The following is a 19,024-nucleotide window of genomic DNA, read 5'->3' as shown; positions in this document are numbered from 1 at the left end:
CTATCATTTGCGCCTTTGTCCTCGTGATACTACCTAGTCTGATTCTACATAATCAAAGTATCACGAGGACAACAGCGATCGAAACAACGATACCGAACTCGCAGCGGGAGCGCCCTTCTCAAAGTAAAATCTAGCCGATACGGTTCATTTCCCCCATATAGATGGACTCAATCTGTTCCGCAGTCAGCGGATGCGACAGCCAGTAGCCCTGCATGTCGGTGCAGCCCTTCTCCGATAGAATCTGCAGCTGCTGCTCCGTCTCGACGCCTTCGGCGAGCACATGCAGCTTCAAGCTCTGTGCCAGCGCGATGATCGCTTCCACAATTGCCGTATCATTGCTGGATACGCACAAGTCCTGCACGAATGACTTGTCGATCTTCAGCGTATCCACCGGGAAGCGCCGCAAATAGCTAAGCGATGAATAACCTGTGCCGAAATCATCAATGGAGATGCCGATTCCGAGCGCTTTCAGGCGCTGAAGCTTATCTATAATAGAGTAATTGTTGTTCATTGCCATGCTCTCGGTAATCTCAATGACCAGATATTCCGGAGCGAGATTCGTCTTTTCCAGCGTCTGGCCAATCATCTCGACGATGCACTCTTGATTCAATTGCACTGCAGACAGGTTGACCGCAACGGGCACTTGAACCATCCCCTCCCGGTGCCACTGACGAAGCTGGCTGCAGGCCTTCTCCAAGATCCATTCGCCAAGCGGAATAATATGGCCCGTGCTCTCCGCAATCGGAATAAACTCATCCGGTCCAATCAACCCCATCGCCGGATGCACCCAGCGCACCAGCGCCTCGAGACCAAGCATCTGTTTCGAACTCGCCTTATATATCGGCTGGTACACAAGATGGAACTGCCGCTCCTCAAGCGCAGCGGGCAGCGCCTGTTCAATCGCCAGGCGGCGGCTCTTCGCTTGAGTCATTTTCCATTCGAAGAACTGGAACTGATTCTTCCCGTTCTCCTTCGCGGCATACATTGCCGAGTCCGCATGCTGCAGCAGCACTTCGGGAGTCTCGCCGTCGCCTGGGAACTGCGCAATACCGATGCTTGTCGTAATGAAGATCGTTTGACCATCCAGGTCGATCGGAGCCGCCGCCTGGCCGATGATCGTCTCCGCAATCTTCACCACTTCACTTCGGCAGCTGCTTGGCATAATAATAACGAATTCATCGCCGCTTAACCGCGACACAAGCCGGTTCTCGCCGCCTCCACAAGCAGTGAGCAGCTTCGAGAAATGCTGCAGCAACCGATCGCCCATCAGATGCCCCATCGTATCATTAATGAGCTTGAAGCGGTCCAGATCAAGGAACATAACCGCGACTGAATGCCCCTCCTCCTTCGCTTCATGCAGGATCTCCGGGAAAAACATATTGAACCAGTTTCGATTCGGCAGTCCAGTCAGCATATCATAATAAGCGAGCTTCTTAATGGTGTTCTCGTTACGTTTCTTGTCCGTAACGTCCCGGGCAATCGTCTGTATCAACGTTTGTCCGCCATACTGCACCAGAATGGATTTTGCTTCGACATCTATCGGATTTCCGTCCGACTGAACCATTTTGAGCTCCATGGAATCTATTCGCGCTACACCAGCCTCAATCTCTTCCATCCACTGACGCACGACCTGCTTATAATCGGCTTGAATCAGATCCATCATTGGCTTGCCGATCATCGACTGTTGATCTACGCCGCCTAACGTCTGCAGCCCAGCATCATTAATGAAAGTGATCAGCCCGTCCATATGAACGATAATCGGCTCCGGCGAGAAGTCGATCAGCTTGCGGTAGCGCTCCTCGCTCTCGCGCAGCGCCTCCTCCACCATCTTGCGAGCGGTCAGATCACGCAGATACATCGTGTATACCGGCAGCTTGTCCTTCTTAATCCGTGTCACTGTAATTTCCACCGGAAACTCGATTCGGTCGCAACGCGAGAGCGTCGTTTCAATCCGCGCGCCAAGCACCGACTTATCCCCCTTCGCAAGCATTCGATTCACAGGCTCATGCACTTCGATATGCGCCGGCAGTAGAAACTGGCTGATTGGCTTACCGATGACTTTACTGTGCTCGACCTCAAACATCCGTTCAGCTGCAGGATTGAACTCGAAGATCAGCCCCTTATGATCGAACATAATGAGGCAATCGATCGCCGACTCCAGTATCGAGCCCTTCAGCATCATCTGCTCGGACAGCTTCTTATCCGCGTTCATCGAACCGATCAAGCTGACCGCGAAGATGACAATCGTCCCAAATGCCACATAAATTGCAATTTCAAGAAAATTAACCGCTTGGAGATCGGAGCCCATGTCCATCATATCCATCGGCATCGTCATATGCGCCGCAGACATGCCCGTGTAGTGCATTCCGGTAATGGCGATGCCCATGATGAAGCCGCTCATCCAATAACGGGTATTGTTGCGAAAAGCGAACAAGAGCGCTGTAATCGACGTTAGCACCGCAATGATAATCGAGAGCGAGAACAGCAGCGGATTATAGGTAATGGCTACACCGGTGAGCGCATACATGCCGATATAATGCATCCCGCTAATCGCAAGCCCCATGAAGATGCCGCCTGCGATGAGCATCGCCGGTTTCTTCCTACCCTGGCTGGCAAAGCCGAAGCCAACTAACGAACCGATAAAAGAAACGCCGATTGAGACGAGCACGGTAATCAGCTCATAGGTCACACCGACAGGCAGCTTGAACGCCAGCATCGCAATGAAATGCATCGACCAGATGCCGACTCCCATAATGAAAGCTCCACTTGTGAGCCATCCTCTGCGCTTCCAGCCTTCGGATAACACCACACGTCTTGCCAGATTGAGCGCTGTATACGAAGCAAACAATGCGATAATGAAAGACAAACAGACCAAGAACCAGTTGTAGCTGCCATGAATGTGATTATGCACTAGCATTCCCTCCCGGAAGAATAACCTGGAATGTTGTACCCTCGCCCTCACTGCTTTCTATAATGATCTTACCACCGTGATTTGTAATGATTTTGTTGCTAATCATCAGCCCAAGCCCTGTACCTTGTACTTTGGTCGAGAAGAATGGCCTGCCGATCTGATCGAGCAATTCCTTCGGTATGCCGCAGCCATTATCTTTAATAGTGGTCACTGTGCTATTGCCTCTTTGCTCGGCACTAATAACAATCTCCCCACCTTTATTACTCGCTTCGATTGCATTTTTAATCAAATTGATGAACACTTGCTTTATTTCGCTACCATCGCATTCTATAAATAAGGGCTCGTCCTTCCGTTGAAACGCCATGCGAACGTTACTCAGAATGGCCTGAGATTCGAGCAAAGTATAGACATCGTTCAGAAGCTGGCATAAATTAATGCTCTGGTTGCGGTTCACTTGCGGCTTCGCCAGCAGCAGAAGCTCATTAATGATCGCCTCCATCCGATTAATTTCCGAAGTGATGATAGCGATGTACTCCGTCTTATGGACGCCGTTCTGAAACAGCTTCATAAATCCTTTAATCGCCGTAAGCGGATTTCGAATTTCATGTGCAATACCAGCAGCAAGCTGGCCGGCGAGTGAAAGCTTCTCCGATTCCAGAATAAACCGTTCATTCTTCTTGCGCTGCGAAATATCCGTAAAGTTAATGACAGCTCCCGCCGTATGTCCCTTCTCGTACATCGGCGTAACATGGTACTCCACCGGAAACGCCGTTCCATCCTTCTTCAGAAACTGCTCTTCCGCTACATAAATATATTCTCCTTTTCGAATCGACTGCTCAATCGGGCTTTCGGAGATGTCGCCTTGTGCAAATCGTTTGCGAATCGGTGTGCCGAGCACTTCAATCGACTTATAGCCAGTTAGTTGCTCAGCTGCGACGTTCCAGAATATAATATGGCTATCTTCATCAAGCCGAAAGATTCCTTCCGCAACGGAATCGAGAATAAGCGAGTACGTAATATTCATCCGGCGGAGCTGCTCTTCACTCTGCTTGAGCCGGTTATCGATCAGAAGAACGACAATAGAATACAGGAAAATAATTAACACGACCGTGCTAATGCTAATCGCAAGAAAGAATTGATTCTGTGTTGGTTCTAGCCCTGCGCTGTGGTGTGTGATTGACAAGCTGTGCATGACGGGCATGTTGCAGTAGTGTAGAAATTCGATTGACGAGGAGATTAGAAGTGCACATAGTAGCTGACGTTTCCAATTTTCACCAAAATAACGAATTTGGTAGAAAATAAACACAAACATGGCAGCAACTACGAGTACGGAGAGTAGTGAGAATGGTGAATGGTAATGCTGGCTCGCAGCAGCCTTTATCGCTCGCATCCCGATGAAATGCATAACCACAACACCGGCCGTTTGTACGAGGCTTGCGATGATATACCAGAACAGCCTCCTGCTATTCGCCGCATAGCGGAACAGGCATAAAGCTACGAAAGTCATCATAATCATTGCTGCCATGGATAAGTACACATAACCAAAATGGTACATAACCTTCACAGGGAACCGATACGCCAAAAGGGCAACAAAGTGCATCGACCATACGCCGATGCCGAATACGAACGCTGCACTGGTGAGCCAGAACAGCTGGCCTCGGCTTTCCGCATGCATCCGCTGATAAAGATGCGTCACAATTACAGTGGAGGCAAACACGAGAAAGAACGCGATACTGACGAGTACGAGAGAGACCATAGTTCCTCCAGAGCCAGTGACATTATGAATAAGGAAAATAGACAATAAAAAAATCCACCCCGAATAATGGATGGATTCCATTACCCTGGCAGCCTTGTCTACCTTAGCATCGTATGATGCCTTAGGCCACGGCTTTGCGTCCTACTGTTTCCAGAAGTTTGCCTTTGTCAAGAGCATTAGGTTTTAATTGATCTGCTAGCGCTTCCAATATCTTCAATTTCATTATATTCTTTTTTAAAATTTGTTGTATATAGCGAAAGAAGCAGAATGTAGGCTCATTTTGTCGAATGAAGTTGAAGAGTCGAGCGAATGCAAAAAGAAGCCGAGGATTGCGAACCATCCTCGGCTTCTTACTTCTTACAATAAATCTACTATTCGAAGTAAACAGCCTTACCAGTGCGGGAAGACTCGTAGATCGCTTCAAGAATTTCGGAAACGACAAGCGCTTGCTCTGGTTTCACGAAAGTTTCTTTATCGTTCAGTACAGCGTCGATCCACATCGATGCTTCAAGCACCTCTGGAGCTTCGGATGCGCCTTCGTAGAAAGCTACGCCGCCACTGTTCAGTTCTACATTGTTTACATAGAGACGGCTGTTTTTCTCGCCGTTGATGCGAAGACCGTCTTTCATGTCAGCGCCTGCTTTAGTACCGCTGAGGGATACTTTAGCTTCGTCCACTTCAAGCGTGTTGAGTGCCCAGCTGGACTCAAGGATAACTGTTGCACCGTTCTCCATTGTGATCATCGCGAAAGCGGAATCTTCAACAGTGAATTTCGCTGGATCCCAAGGGCCCCAAGCGTTAGCAGCGTTCTCCGTTTGCGACAGCTTGTGGTAAGTGCGGCCAAGAACGACTTTCGGCTTGTAGTTGTCCATCATCCACAGCACGAGGTCAAGCGCGTGAGTACCGATATCGATAAGCGGTCCGCCGCCTTGTTTCTCTTCGTCGAGGAATACTCCCCAAGTTGGAACGGCACGGCGACGAATCGCGTGTGCTTTCGCGAAGTAGATTTCACCAAGCTCGCCTTCTTGGCAAACTTGCTTCAGGTAACGGCTGTCAGCACGGTAACGGTTGTTGTAACCGATGCTAAGCTTCTTGCCAGTACGTTGTGCAACTTCAAGCATACGACGAGCGTCAGCTGCTGTCTTAGCCATTGGCTTCTCGCAAAGCACGTGCTTGCCAGCTTCCAGAGCGTCGATGGAGATGACCGCGTGGGAATCGTTTGGCGTACAAACGTGGATGACGTCGATCGAACCGTCTTTGAGAAGTTCTTTATAATCTGTGTATACTTTTGCTTCTTCAGTTCCGTATTTCGCTTTCGCTTGCTCTGCTTTCTCTACGATAATATCGCAGAAAGCTACGATTTCCGCTTCTTTAACTTGAGCCAAGCTTGGGAGATGTTTGCCGTTAGCGATACCGCCGCAGCCAATAATACCAATACGTGCCTTTGCCATTAATTTTCTACCTCCATGAGCCATGAAATGATATAATTTGTGTATGCATGTCCACACAGATAGAGTGGCACACATTAGGAATAGTATAGTTCATTATTTCGTCAAAAGTATAGTTCCGAAAATAGGTATGCTTTTATGCGATATTGCTATTGGAAAGGTGGTAACCGTGGAATTCTATAATGAGAAGGTTGTTTATGAAAACCCTCTATTGTCTATAAAGGTGTATCAGTCTAGCCGTGACAACGATTTGTTCATAGATTGGCACTATCATCGTGAGATTGAGTTGCTGCTAATATTGAACGGCGAGCTCGATGTCAATATCGAGGATGAGTGTGTAAAACTTCAAAGTGGCGACATCGCTCTCATCGGAGCCAGACAGCTTCACCGCGACCGCAGCTTAGCCGGCCCGCTCAACTATATCGTGCTGCAATTCGACTTGGAGCAATTCATTGACCAGAGCTCGATGCCATATATGCGATTTTTCTCAGAAACGAAAAATCCGCTCAGCCGCGCGAATTATATTTTCCAAGAAAATGAACTGGCCAGAGCGGAAGCTGCCGATTGTGTCCGTACCGTGCTGCAGGAAGTGACGTCGAAGCAGAACGGCTACGAGCTCGCTGTCAGCATGCTGATAAAGAAGCTGCTGCTGATCCTTATTCGAGGCGATTCACGTAAGGTCCTTGCCGATCATGTAGACTTCGACCGGGCTCGGCTGCGCGGCGTCATCGATTATGTAGAGGAGCATCTTGAAGCCCGCATTCAAGTCGATGAAGTGTCTAAGCTCGCCAATATGAGCTATTACTACTTCGTGAAATTCTTCAAGAAGGCGATTGGCCTGTCGTTCACTGAATATGTGAACTACCGCAAGATCAAGTGGGCGGAGCGTATTCTGCTGACGAAGGATCTTAGCGTCTCGGAAGTTGGAGACTGTATCGGGATGCCGAATATGGCGCATTTCTATAAGATGTTCAAGAAGTATAATGATTGCTCGCCGAAGCAGTTCCAGAAGCGCATGTTGGAGTGGAACCGCGCCTAGCCAACTGGATGACTGGATGACTGGCTGGCTCGTTCGGCTTATTACAAGAACATCTGCTTCATGAAAGCAAGGCTAGCCGGCAGCTCATCCTCCGGCTTATGGACCGTACATTCCGCGGAGATCATGCCGCTGTAGCCGGCATCCTTCAGCTGCTGTGCAAACGCCGCATACGGATATTGCCCTGTTCCTGGAGACAATCGGCCTGTATCCGCGATATGGATGTGCGCGAGCCAATCCTTATGCAACGTTATCGTTTCCAGCGGTTCGTTCTCTTCATCCATATGATAGAAATCAGCCAGCACCTGTACCGACGGGTGGTTGATCTGCTTGGCGAAGCTGACGGCTTCAGCGACACTGTTCATGAGATTCGTCTCTTTCTTGTTAAGCGGTTCAATTGCCAGTGTCACGCCGGTGCCTGCGAATTCCTCGGCGATCCAGCTTAGCACATTCAGCATCTGATCCTCTGCTCTTGCCCGCTCGTAGCCCTCTGGGATGTGGCGGGACCTTCCGCTGCCAAGCACCGCAATGCTCGCACCGATTCGATTCATCGCCTCTGCCCCTCGGTGGATGTACCGACGTACCCGATCCGGGTCCAGCTCTGCACCTACGATGCGCATATCACCTGGAAAGAACAGATTGAACGTCCGTACAGGCAGCGGACTGTTCAAATAAGCAGGCAGCGTCTCACGAAACAACGCCTCATTCTCTAATTGCAGCTGCTGCAGTCCACACTCGATGTAATCAAATCCATATTCACCGAGCAGCTTTGCATCCTCAATTCCTTTGCACCAACCGAAAGCGACCACTCTCTTACACCTCCATACCGTAGTTAAGGTCATATTACCATTATTTGCTGCCAATTTGGTGTGCAAAAAAAAAACCCGATCACCTTATTTGGGTGATCCGAGCTTTCTTGGCATTACAAGCTTGTAGCCGACGCCGCGGATAGATTCAATTTCAACGGACTGCTGTCCGAGCTCCAGCTTCTTACGCAGCGAGCTGACATGCACGTCAACGGTTCGCTGCCCGCCGATATAATCAAACCCCCAGACAACATTCATGAGATCATCGCGAGTGACGACAACTCCGGGACGCTGCACCAGATAGAGCAATACCTCGAACTCTTTCGGACGAAGCGGTACCGTCTCGCCATTCAGAATGACTTCATACCGTTCCGGGTAGATAGCCAAGTCGCCTGCTGTGATGACTTTGTCATTCGATTCCGTCAGCTGCGCCTCATCCTGTCCGGTTCTGCGAAGTACAGCCGATACACGCGCCAGCAGCTCAGCAACGCCGAACGGCTTGGTCATGTAATCATCTGCGCCGCGCTTTAGGCCTTGTACAACTTCTTCTTCCGCATTGCGTGCAGTCAGCACGATAACGGGCGTCCGATTGCCGCTTTGGCGCAGCCGTGACAAAATTTCAAATCCATTCATTCCAGGCAGCATAATATCGAGAATAATAAGATCAAAAGACCGCTGCAGCGCAACCTGCAAGCCCTCAGTCCCATGATCAATAACCGTCGTATCATAACCTTCCTGCGACAGGTTGTACGATAACAACCTTGCCAATGTCGGCTCGTCTTCGATGACCAACACTTTCTGTGACATGTTGACCCCCAAACTACCATGCCCGCAACATGACCATGGCTATGGTTTCACGTTCTACAATTCCTTTTTATCATAGCACTGTTTCTATTGAGGGGTAAACCCCTCTTGCAGAACTACCCGTCCTCCTTTATTGAATGACTGGCAGTTCAATGGTAAAGGTAGAGCCGATCCCGACTTTACTATCGACGGTAATCGTTCCTTTATGAAGCTCCACGAGATGCTTGACGATGGATAGGCCAAGTCCGGTACCGCCTGAGCTGCGCGACCTTGCCTTATCCACTCGGTAAAATCGCTCAAAGATACGTGGCAAATCTTTCTTCGGAATGCCCATGCCCGTATCCGAAATATGAATGCGAATATGTTCATAATTATCTTCCAGCGTCTGCCCTGGTCCGAGAACCGGTTCCACTGCAATGGATACGGAGCCGCCATCTGACGTATAGTTTATGCCATTGGCTAACAAATTCATGATGATCTGCCGCAATCGATCCTCATCAACCTCAACATAGACGCCAGGGTCCACTTTCGTCGACAAACGAATATTTTTGCGCACCGCTTCAGCGCTCATCAGCTCCATCGTTTTCTCCATGAACGAAGACAGCTCAACAGGCGAATACAGCAGCGGAACACGGCGTGACTCGATCTTCGACAGCTCCAGAATGTCACCGATCAGCCGGTTCAGCCGGTCGCTCTCATCATAGATGATTTGCAGGAAGGAACGCGCCGTCTCCGGATCGTTCACAGCACCGCCCAACAGCGTCTCAGCGAACCCTTTGACCGCTGTAACCGGCGTCTTCAACTCATGGGAGACATTCGCAACGAACTCACTGCGCATCCGCTCCAGCCTGCGAATGGCGGTCACGTCCTGCAGAACGAGCAGCACGCCTTCAAACTTGTTGTCCTCTTCCTCATCGAAGATCGGCACAAGGTTCAAGTCAAGCAACCGCTCCTCTGGGAAATAAAACGTAATCTCATCCCGCAGATGCTCTCTCCGCTCCAGCGCCTCTTGAATAATCTGCGTCAGCTCGTACTGCTGCTTCGCGGAAGCGAAGTGATGCCCGACCAGCTCTTTGGCAGAGAAGCCTAGGAATTCTTCAGCCCGGCGATTGAGTAGCAGGATGTTGCCGCTGCTGTTAATGCTCACAACACCGTTGATCATGTTATCAAGCACGCTTGCGAGTTGGCTCTCATTCGTATGAATGCGCGACATCTGCTCTTGCAAGCTGTCCGCCATCGCATTAATAGCGAGTCCGAGTTCGCCGATCTCATCATGCCGCGTCACTTCGACGCGCGCGCGGTAATCAAGATTCTTAATCCGCTTGGATACGCGCGTAATCTGCTCAAGCGGCCGGGTCAAACCTTGCGCGACACGGAAGCTGATGAGCGCAGCGGCAACGAACAGAATGACAAGTCCAACAATAAGTGCCGCCCATACGTGTTGGATGCTCTCGTCAACCTTCTGCAAGCTAAGCGCCATCCGAATAATATCGGAATGCTCCGGATTGTTCGGATTAACCAGCATCGCAACATAAAGCAAATTCTCATTAATCGTTTCGCTATGGCGAGTCGTCCATCCAACGCCGCTCTGCTTCGCTTCAATGACTTCTTCGCGCGTGAGATGGTTGTCCATCGTCTTCGGATCGTGGTCGGAATCGCCAAGCACGACACCATCGCTCCGAATGAAGGTGATGCGCGTATCCGTGATGGTTTTCAGACGCTGCGCTTTACCTGTGTAGTACTTGTATAGCGAATCAGGTTCACCTGAGCGCCATTCCATCTGGTCCAGGATGATCTTCATCTCGCGCGTCATATTATCTTGCAATGCATCGAGATGGTTGACCCGGTACGTCTTGCCCATAAATAATCCGGCTGCTAATACTGCCAGTCCGATCATAGCGATCAGAATAAGCGTAAGCCGCATGCGAAAGCTGTTCATCTTCTTACCTCCAAGCCGAATCGTTCACTTAACATGGTACCTGTCCTTAGCTTCTAGCGCCAGTCGCCTTATTGTTAAGTTTTTGTAAAACCGTTCAGTACGCTAACTAAGCCTATATCATTCTTGGGATATGATGAAAAGAACAGTCAAACGATCTACTTCATAAGCAACAAAAAAAGCACCCCAAATTAGGAGTGCTTCATTGTTATTCATTAGCCGCCGATGATTTCAGTGATTTTTACAAGCTTACCGTTTTTCATTTCTATTTCAAAAGGCTTGTTGGGCTTCATTATTTTCTTGAAATCAGCAAGTGAAATTAGCTTTGTTGGATTACTATTATCCGCTTCATTCTCTACAAAAATTTGTACAAGCGGTGAAACTGGAGCCGTTCTAATCTTTTTATTACTGTTCACAAATTCAGTTCCAAACTCGCCATCACGAATCGTAAACAAATCATAGCTAATATATGCCTTACCGCTAGTAACCGACATCTTTGTCAGAAACGCACAATCGCCATAACCATAGTCACTCGTGCTTGCGGATGCTTGTCCTGCAACGCTAAATAATAGACCTAGTACAACTACAGCCATCATCATCTTTTTCATCTTGTCGTTTCTCCTTTGTCAAAGACAATGTTGTAATAAGAAGTTGCCTGCTATAAAGCAGTTACAAGGTTGTTCCGAGTAGTAATGTACCACCTCTACCAAACGATATCCTCAAGAAGTTGTTGGATATATAAGAACAGATAAAAAAAAACCCTCAACTATGAAGGGTTTTCCGTAACTTTTCTACGATTTCGTAAAAAATAGTGATGTAACGTAGCGAGAGGCTGTTGAATTAAGATTGACAGGACGACTGGAACGGCGGCAAGCGGGCTGAAATAGCTCATCGCCAGCACGACGCCAAGCGAGATATTGCGCATGCCTGTAGCATAGGAGACTGTCACCTGTACTTCGCGATTGCGATAGTGCGATGTGCCAAAATAGCCAACCGCATAACAGATGCCCACGAGCACGAGTGCCGACGGTACTACTCGGAACAGATCGCCTCGCAGCGCTTCAGTCGACGGTGCAATCGCTGCTGCGTTCAACATGACCACAGCAGTGAAGCAGAGCTTCGACATCGGCGCGGCATACGGCTGCACCGCTTTCTGAATGCGACCCTTCGACAATTCATGGAGAAGGACGCCTACAATTGTTGGCGCAACGATGATAAGGAGCAAATCGCCGATCATTGCTGTTGTATTGGCTTCCACAGAAGTATGGAACAACAGCTGAATACCTGACGGCACGACGATCGGACTAAGTGCCGAATCAACGACGACCATCGCCAGCATAAGCGGCACACTGCCCTCGGACATGCCGACCCACAGCACTGTAGAAACGCCAAGCGGTATGATTGTAAACAGCACGAGTCCGACGACATAAGGGGAGTCGAAGCCAAAGAGCAGCCCTCCAAGCCCATAAGCAAGCAGCGGCGATACGATATGCGCGAGCGCGAACGTCCACAGCATGACACCAGGACGCCTCAGTACCGACTTCAGCTGTTGCAGGCCGCAGCCGATCGCCATCGTGAGCGTCACGAATGCGAAGCAATAAGGCACAGCCGGAACGAACCGCCCCAGCTGCTCAGAAAAAAAGAATCCCAGGATAAGGAATCCAGGGATAATAAGAAACATCCATTGTTCAAACCTTCGATTGAAGGCGAGTCCGAAGCTGCGTATAACGCATCCCTCATTTTGTTTATTTAAATACAGGCTCCTTAAACTGGGTAAGCTTAGCGAAGGAGTCTTTATCGACGTCCGCATGCAAGCTGTTACCATGGGAATCCATTGTTACGACAGCTGCGAAGCCTTCTGTCTGCAAGTGCCACATAGCTTCCGGAATACCGAATTCCATGAAGTCAACGCTATTGACGTTCTTGAAGCATTCCGCGTAGTACTGCGCTGCGCCGCCGATTGCATTCAGATAAACGCCGCCATGCTCCTGCAATGCAGCAAGCGTCTTCGGCCCCATACCGCCTTTGCCGATGACCGCGCGGATACCGAATTTCTTCATGATGTCGCCTTGGTAAGGCTCCTCGCGTGCGCTTGTCGTCGGGCCGGCTGCTTTGACCTTCCAGCCGTTCTCGTCCTTCAGCATAACCGGACCGCAATGATAAATAACAGCGCCGTTCAAGTCGACAGGAGCGTCATGGTCCATCAGGTGATGGTGAATCGCATCGCGGCCTGTATGAATTTCGCCGTTAATGATGACAATATCGCCAACCTTCAAGCTGCGTACTTGCTCTTCAGTGAGCGGCGTATTCAGCACAACTTCACGGCGTTCAGCGTTATCAGTAACGGCTTGAGCCGCTTCGTCTGCCGCATGCGACTTCATTGGAGTGTCTGAGCCGCTTGGGTAGATCCACGATTGGATCTCGCCTGTATCTGCGGAGAGCAGGACACCTTGGCGGCGATACGCCCAACAGTTATAAGCTACGGATACGAAGAAGCTTGCAGGCAAACGGTTCATAACGCCGACTTTGCAGCCTAGGAGCGTAACTTGTCCGCCGAAGCCCATCGTTCCGATTCCGAGCTTATTCGCATTCTCCATCACATACTCTTCGAGCTTCGCAAGCTCAGCAATGTCATTTGTGTCGTCCGTATGACGGAACAGCTGCTGCTTCGCAAGCTCATAGCCTGTCGTGCGGTCGCCACCGATGCCAACGCCAATAAAGCCTGCGCTGCAGCCTTGGCCTTGCGCTTGGTAAATCGCATGCATAATACATTTGCGGATGCCGTCAAGATCACGGCCTGCTTTACCAAGCCCTGGAACTTCCATCGGCAGACTGTACTGAATGTTCTTGTTCTCACAGCCGCCGCCCTTCAGAATCAGACGAACATCAATGTCGTCCTTCTCCCATTGCTCGAAGTGAATAACCGGCGTCCCTGGACCCAGGTTATCGCCTGTATTGGCGCCTGTCAGCGAGTCTACGGAATTCGTCCGCAGCTTGCCGTCCTTTGTCGCACGTGCAATAGCACTGCGAATCTGCTGCTTCATAATAATTTGGTTAGCGCCAACCGGCGTGTGAACGACGAATGTGGGCATCCCTGTATCTTGGCAGATTGGCGATACATTACATTCCGCCATCTCAATATTGGTAGCAATCGTCGATAGCGATAGGCCAGCGCGTGTTGCGCGGTCCTCTGCTTCCTGCGCCGCTTGAATGATTTTGCGGACGTCACCTGGTAGATTCGTAGATGTCTCAACGATGAGTTTATAAACGCTTTGTTCAAAATGTTGCATAACGCCTTATTGGCTCCTCTCTCTAGTCGCTTTTCGACTTTCGATTTATAATGATTACAATTATAGTTTCTATCATACCATATCCTTTCCCGGCGGGCATCCCGCTTTCAGAAGGCATCGCATCCTACTATTGCTAGAAGTGTAAAGGAGCACACGCACATTATGGACAGTCCTTTCATCGCTTATATGTACCGGCTTCGCTATATTGAACGTTGGAGCCTCATGCGCAATACGACACGCGAAAATGTAGCTGAGCACTCTTATCATGTCGGCCTGCTCGCCCATATGCTATGCGAGATCGGTAACGCTGTGTTCGGCCGGTCGCTGAACGCCGACCGCGCTGTAACGATGTCGTTGTTCCACGACGCCACCGAAGTGTTCACCGGCGATATTCCGACGCCGGTCAAGCATCACAACCCGAAGATGCTCGCGAATTTCCGCGAGATCGAGGCGCTGGCAGCCGAGAGGCTGCTTAGCATGGTGCCGGAGCCGCTGCAAGCTGCATACGAACCGCTTGTAATGGGATCGCCAGCTGCAGGCAGTGAACAGGCGGACCTGCTCGCGATGGTCAAAGCGGCGGACCTGCTCGATGCGTATATGAAATGCTTGTCCGAGCTGTCCTCGGGCAATCGCGAATTCGCCGTCGCCAAAGGGCAGATCGAGCAGAAGCTAGCGAGCCTCCAAATGCCGGAGGTCGACTGGTTTCTGACCCATATGGCGGACAGCTTCAGCAAGACGCTAGATGAGCTGTCGGAGAATGAAGCTTGAGCCGCATAAAAAAAACCTTTGGGGCAAGAGTAAGGTCATCGCATCTAAATCACGTTGCCCTTGCACCCAAAGGAACATTATCTCACTAACGATTAGGTTCGTTCGCGGTCGTTATCGCGACTCCGGCTTCGCATGCCTGCCAAACCGATTAGACCAAGCAAGCCAAGCCAGCCCCAATTCGTTCCGTTGTCATTCGTATCCACAGCTGTTGCCCGAAGGCTGTTAGCCCGAGTCGAACCCGTACCCCCGTTCAAATACCGGTTCCCTGTTGTACTGTAAGGGTTCATGCTTCCGTAACTTGTTGCGCCGTAGGAATTAGAGTTCAAATTCCCGTTTCCATATCGATAATACGCGTTTGTTCCATAATTACCGGTACTGCCGTTCATATCGCTGTACGTTTTAGGAACTCCCGGTATGCCATAAACATCCGGTGTGCCGGTTGCTCCTGGCGTACCGAATGTGTTCGCTCTGTTATACGTGGTCGTGCTGCCGTACGTACTGTTATTTGTCACTGTTGGCTGGCCATTAACGCCGCTGCCGGTACCGTTCATTGCGGTATCAGCCATTGCTGGAATAACGAGCAGTGTCGACAAGGATAACCCCACAACTGCACTTGCGATTGTTTTTTTCAAATCGTCAGCCTCCATATGGATGTGATGATTGCGGAAGTACCCCTATGGTTTCTCCGATAAACAGCTGCTCCATCCTAGCGTTCAATTGGTAAACAGGGCAGCAGCTTCTATAAGAAGCAAAAATCCGCGGAAAATCCGCGGATTCGCTCTTATTCATTGTGAACGTCGATAATAGCCGCTAATTCGGATGAATGCTCCTGACTTGCGGCGAGCACCTCTTGATCGGTATGATTCTCGCCTTGTATGGCTGTAGCAGCCTCAGCCTGTCGATTTAGCTGCTTCTCCACTTGACCGATTCCATGTGCACCTTGATGTCCACGGCTAGATGTCATCTGAACCCTCCCCTTTCTTGCTTTACAACAACCTGTCAGTTGTCCCTTTAATGGTTCCCCGGGTTTTTATGAATATACATGCACCAGTTTATCAAAGCCGCACCCCTTACAAGCGCTACTGCCAAATCGGCGGGATGGCTTGTTCATTGAGACATACATTTAAACCTCGCGAATACATTTAAGATGATTCTTTCATGAGAGGAAGAGAACCATCTGATGGCATACGATCCGCGATACCTGCAACACTTGCGCAATCAATCGGGGCATACGCATATTCCACAGCCAATACGCAACGACGGCACCGGCTGGTGGGATCTTGGTCCGCGCGATGTCATGCGGGACTTGGAGAATCCCGACATGCTCGTGCCGCCTCCTACCGATTCCGGTATGATGCCAAATTTGAAATTCTCGTTCTCCGATACGCATATGCAGCTCAATCGCGGTGGATGGTCCCGTGAGATAACGGTAAGGGAGCTGCCCATTGCGACCACATTGGCCGGGGTCAACATGGCTCTCACACCAGGCGGCGTCCGCGAATTGCACTGGCATCAGCAAACGGAGTGGGCGATTATACTTGTCGGCAGTGCCCGCGTAACCGTGGTGGACCAGAACGGGCGAAACTACATAGCCGATATCGGCGTTGGCGACTTGTGGTTCTTCCCGCCAGGCATTCCACATTCCATTCAAGGGCTTGAGAGCGGCTGCGAGTTTCTGCTCGTGTTCGACGACGGGAGCTTCTCGGACCTGAACACGCTATCCATCTCTGACTGGTTCGCACATACGCCGAAGGATGTTTTGTCATGTAATTTCGGCGTGCCTATGACCGCCTTCTCCCACATTCCGAAGGAACAGGTGTACATCTTCCAAGGCAGTATGCCCGGTTCCATCGAGAGTCAACAGGTGCCGGATCCGAATGGCTCGGTACCGAATGCGCTCACCTACCGGCTGCTGGCCCAGAAGCCGATCGTTACGCCGGGAGGCACTGTGCGCATCGTTGATTCCACGAACTTCCCGGCAGCGACCAATATTGCCGCTGCGCTCGTCGAGATCAAGCCTGGAGGCATGCGGGAGATGCACTGGCATCCGAACAACGACGAGTGGCAATATTACATCTCGGGCACGGGCCGGATGACCGTATTTGGCGGTGAAGGTACAGCTCGCACATTCGACTACCGCGCAGGTGATGTTGGCTATGTTCCTATTGCATTCGGGCACTATATTCAGAACACCGGCAATACAAGCCTCTGGTTTCTGGAAATGTTCAAGAGCAGCCGCTTCGAGGATGTGTCGCTCAATCAGTGGATGGCGCTCACACCGAAACAGCTCGTGCAGGAGAACCTGCATGTAGGGCCAGAGCTTATGAATGCGCTACGGAAAGAGAAATGGCCTGTCGTTAAGTATCGCTAGGCGAATAACAAAGAAGGCACCTCGCCTTGGGGTGCACAGACTGCCCTAAAAAGTGATAAGGACCATTCGTTAGTCCAGATGTTCGGCTAGCACTGGCAAGCCTCATCGTGTATGCTAACGGTTGCCGCGAAGGCTATTTCTCGACAGACTAGGCACCCCATCGGGGTGCTTTTTTTGATGAAAATCTATTAGCTCGTACTGGAATTTAGCATATAACAAACTTTGCAGGCTGTGACGCGGCTGGCCTATGTACAAATAAATGGATAAATCCATTTATTTGAGTCGATTCTGCCGGATTGCACGAGAATAAATGGATAAATCCATTTATTTAAGGAGGAAACGTTGCAATAATGGCGGATCGGTCAAAAATAACTGGATAAATCCAGTTATTTCGAACGATCAGCCGAAAACACACATGAACAACTGGACTTATCCAGTTATTCAAAATCAGCCATAGCAAACTACTGGCGGATAAAGTTTTCATCATATTCTGCGACTCGGTCGAGTCATGGATGTTTTTGTTGTGCGCCTGTTTTAATTCTAACGGAACGTACTCTCTGAGCTCCGTTAGCGTCCATCATCCAGCGGATAGGAACTCGATACTCGCCAAAAAAAAAGCCGAGAACGTCTCAAGGACGAACTCGACTTGTAAAGTCACTCATTACGCCGCCCGGACTCGCTCATCCTTCGGCAGCAATATCGCAAATATCCCTAACAGCGGCAAGTATGCGGTCAGTTTCATCATATGCTCAATGCTCGTCGAATCCGCAATCCAGCCGAGAACGGCTGAACCGAGTCCGCCGATGCCGAACGCAAGGCCGAAGAACAAGCCGGATACGAGGCCGACTTTGCCTGGCAGCAGCTCTTGCGCGAAGACAACGATAATCGAGAACGCCGACGACAGGACGAACCCTGCGCAGACGCACATCACGGCGGACCAAGTCAAGTTACAGTAAGGAAGCAAAATGGAGAACGGCGCCGTACCGAGTATCGAGAACCAAATAATGTTGCGGCGTCCGTAACGGTCTGCCAGCGGTCCACCGAAGAATGTGCCTGCCGCCGATGCTGCGAGGAAGGCGAACAGGAACAGCTGTGCATGCTGAACACTGACTCCGAAATAATCAATTAAGTAGAAGCTATAATAGCTCGAGATGCTCGACATATAAATATGCTTCGTGAACACGAGAAACACGAGTACCGAGATCGCTGCAATGACTTGATTCCGCGATAACAACGCCGATTTCTTCACGCCTGCAGCAGCTTTGGACTTCGCCGAAGCAGGGCGAGGCTGCAGCTTATTCTCACTATACCAGCGGGCGACATAGAACTGAATAGTCATCGCAGCGACGGCAGCGATCGTGAACCATAACACGCTGATCTGCCCGAGCGGTACGAAGATCGCAGCACTCATAATAGGTCCGAGCGCACCGCCAATATTACCGCCGACTTGGAAGATCGACTGCGCCAGCCCTCTTTTTCCACCAGCAGCCATATAAGCGACACGAGACGATTCCGGATGGAAAATCGCCGAGCCGATCCCAATTAACATGACCGCCATAACGAGGTACACATACGCAGGAGCAAGCGCGAGCGCTATGACACCGACGAGTGTAAAAGCAACCCCAACCGGCAATATATACGGCCGCGGACGACGATCCGCAAGCGAGCCAATAAGCGGCTGAATAACGGCTGCTGTAACGTTCATCGCGAAAGCAATGAACCCGATCTGTTTATAGCTGAGATGCATCGAATCTCTTAAAATCGGGAAGAGCGCCGATACCGTCGACTGCATCGTGTCATTGAGCAAATGGACGATACTAATTGCGAATAAAATTGGAAATACAGTCGCTGCTCCAATTGGAACTGATGCTTTCGCTAATGCTTTTGCCACGTTAATT

15 protein-coding genes and 1 riboswitch are annotated in these 19,024 nt (G+C 50.2%); of the genes, 3 read left to right on the top strand and 12 right to left on the bottom strand.

The features are described 5' to 3' along the window. Nucleotides 1-130 precede the first annotated feature (130 nt). The 3 genes from BMY11_RS00330 to BMY11_RS00320 form a co-directional block, all read right to left on the bottom strand. Entirely contained in the window at nt 131-2,911 is a 2,781-nt protein-coding gene (locus BMY11_RS00330) for a bifunctional diguanylate cyclase/phosphodiesterase (RefSeq protein ID WP_177182423.1), read from the bottom strand. Beyond that, nucleotides 2,904-4,712: an ATP-binding protein gene (locus BMY11_RS00325; protein WP_177182422.1), complete on the bottom strand. Its 1,809-nt coding sequence runs from the start codon at nt 4,710-4,712 to the stop codon at nt 2,904-2,906. The genes BMY11_RS00330 and BMY11_RS00325 overlap by 8 nt, the downstream gene beginning before the upstream one ends. Before the next feature lie 39 nt (nt 4,713-4,751). After that, a riboswitch (cyclic di-GMP riboswitch) is annotated at nt 4,752-4,840 on the bottom strand. A 198-nt stretch (nt 4,841-5,038) separates the two neighbouring features. After that, nucleotides 5,039-6,118, bottom strand: a complete 1,080-nt coding sequence (locus BMY11_RS00320; RefSeq protein ID WP_090572485.1) for a Gfo/Idh/MocA family protein — start codon at nt 6,116-6,118, stop codon at nt 5,039-5,041. Nucleotides 6,119-6,284: 166 nt separating this feature from the next. Here BMY11_RS00320 and BMY11_RS00315 point away from each other — a divergent pair, with 166 nt between their 5' ends. After that, nucleotides 6,285-7,154 (top strand): AraC family transcriptional regulator, encoded by an 870-nt coding sequence (locus tag BMY11_RS00315; protein ID WP_090572484.1) that lies wholly within the window; start codon nt 6,285-6,287, stop codon nt 7,152-7,154. 41 nt (nt 7,155-7,195) lie between these two features. Here the strand turns inward: BMY11_RS00315 and BMY11_RS00310 are convergent, their stop codons facing one another. The 6 genes from BMY11_RS00310 to BMY11_RS00285 form a co-directional block, all read right to left on the bottom strand. Further along, nucleotides 7,196-7,960, bottom strand: a complete 765-nt coding sequence (locus tag BMY11_RS00310; RefSeq protein WP_177182421.1) for a sugar phosphate isomerase/epimerase family protein — start codon at nt 7,958-7,960, stop codon at nt 7,196-7,198. An 84-nt stretch (nt 7,961-8,044) separates the two neighbouring features. Then, a complete protein-coding gene (locus tag BMY11_RS00305; protein WP_090572482.1) occupies nt 8,045-8,764 on the bottom strand; it encodes a response regulator transcription factor in 720 nt (239 codons plus the stop codon). 127 nt (nt 8,765-8,891) lie between these two features. Continuing rightward, nucleotides 8,892-10,700, bottom strand: coding sequence for a two-component system histidine kinase PnpS (gene pnpS / locus BMY11_RS00300; protein ID WP_090572481.1), 1,809 nt, complete (start codon nt 10,698-10,700; stop codon nt 8,892-8,894). A gap of 212 nt (nt 10,701-10,912) precedes the next feature. Continuing rightward, a complete protein-coding gene (locus BMY11_RS00295) occupies nt 10,913-11,305 on the bottom strand; it encodes a hypothetical protein (protein ID WP_090572480.1) in 393 nt (130 codons plus the stop codon). Between the two features lie 158 nt (nt 11,306-11,463). Next, the gene (locus tag BMY11_RS00290) at nt 11,464-12,378 is read right to left on the bottom strand and encodes a bile acid:sodium symporter family protein (protein ID WP_177182420.1); all 915 of its coding nucleotides are present in this window, start codon (nt 12,376-12,378) and stop codon (nt 11,464-11,466) included. 64 nt (nt 12,379-12,442) lie between these two features. Continuing rightward, the gene (locus BMY11_RS00285) at nt 12,443-13,987 is read right to left on the bottom strand and encodes a fumarate hydratase (RefSeq protein WP_090572479.1); all 1,545 of its coding nucleotides are present in this window, start codon (nt 13,985-13,987) and stop codon (nt 12,443-12,445) included. A 162-nt stretch (nt 13,988-14,149) separates the two neighbouring features. On the opposite strand from BMY11_RS00285, the gene yfbR reads away from it, so the two are divergent. Further along, the gene (yfbR, locus tag BMY11_RS00280; protein ID WP_090572478.1) at nt 14,150-14,755 is read left to right on the top strand and encodes a 5'-deoxynucleotidase; all 606 of its coding nucleotides are present in this window, start codon (nt 14,150-14,152) and stop codon (nt 14,753-14,755) included. Between the two features lie 92 nt (nt 14,756-14,847). Here yfbR and BMY11_RS29145 read toward each other — a convergent pair whose 3' ends face one another. Both BMY11_RS29145 and BMY11_RS00270 read right to left on the bottom strand, forming a co-directional pair. Next, on the bottom strand, nt 14,848-15,387 hold the full coding sequence (locus BMY11_RS29145; RefSeq protein ID WP_090572477.1) for a WGxxGxxG family protein: 540 nt from the start codon (nt 15,385-15,387) through the stop codon (nt 14,848-14,850). A gap of 149 nt (nt 15,388-15,536) precedes the next feature. Then, a complete protein-coding gene (locus BMY11_RS00270; protein ID WP_090572476.1) occupies nt 15,537-15,719 on the bottom strand; it encodes a hypothetical protein in 183 nt (60 codons plus the stop codon). A gap of 216 nt (nt 15,720-15,935) precedes the next feature. Between BMY11_RS00270 and BMY11_RS00265 the strand changes: the two genes are divergently transcribed. Then, nucleotides 15,936-17,126: an oxalate decarboxylase family bicupin gene (locus BMY11_RS00265; RefSeq protein WP_090572475.1), complete on the top strand. Its 1,191-nt coding sequence runs from the start codon at nt 15,936-15,938 to the stop codon at nt 17,124-17,126. Nucleotides 17,127-17,787: 661 nt separating this feature from the next. Here BMY11_RS00265 and BMY11_RS00260 read toward each other — a convergent pair. After that, nucleotides 17,788-19,017 (bottom strand): MFS transporter, encoded by a 1,230-nt coding sequence (locus BMY11_RS00260; RefSeq protein ID WP_218150157.1) that lies wholly within the window; start codon nt 19,015-19,017, stop codon nt 17,788-17,790. Nucleotides 19,018-19,024 lie beyond the last annotated feature (7 nt).

The organism is Paenibacillus sp. OV219 (assembly GCF_900110075.1).
Lineage (GTDB): Bacteria > Bacillota > Bacilli > Paenibacillales > Paenibacillaceae > Paenibacillus_Z.
The sequence above is the reverse complement of the archived record's forward strand: the minus strand, read 5'-3'. Positions and strand labels throughout refer to the sequence as shown.

Bases quoted from the DNA above. Each gene is read 5' to 3' on its own strand.
- BMY11_RS00305 (WP_090572482.1), bottom strand. From the start codon at position 8,764: ATGTCACAGAAAGTGTTGGTCATCGAAGACGAGCCGACATTGGCAAGG.
- BMY11_RS00265 (WP_090572475.1), top strand. From the start codon at position 15,936: ATGGCATACGATCCGCGATACCTGCAACACTTGCGCAATCAATCGGGG.
- BMY11_RS00320 (WP_090572485.1), bottom strand. From the start codon at position 6,118: ATGGCAAAGGCACGTATTGGTATTATTGGCTGCGGCGGTATCGCTAAC.
- BMY11_RS00285 (WP_090572479.1), bottom strand. From the start codon at position 13,987: ATGCAACATTTTGAACAAAGCGTTTATAAACTCATCGTTGAGACATCT.
- BMY11_RS00270 (WP_090572476.1), bottom strand. From the start codon at position 15,719: ATGACATCTAGCCGTGGACATCAAGGTGCACATGGAATCGGTCAAGTG.
- BMY11_RS00295 (WP_090572480.1), bottom strand. From the start codon at position 11,305: ATGAAAAAGATGATGATGGCTGTAGTTGTACTAGGTCTATTATTTAGC.
- yfbR (WP_090572478.1), top strand. From the start codon at position 14,150: ATGGACAGTCCTTTCATCGCTTATATGTACCGGCTTCGCTATATTGAA.
- BMY11_RS00290 (WP_177182420.1), bottom strand. From the start codon at position 12,378: ATGTTTCTTATTATCCCTGGATTCCTTATCCTGGGATTCTTTTTTTCT.
- pnpS (WP_090572481.1), bottom strand. From the start codon at position 10,700: ATGAACAGCTTTCGCATGCGGCTTACGCTTATTCTGATCGCTATGATC.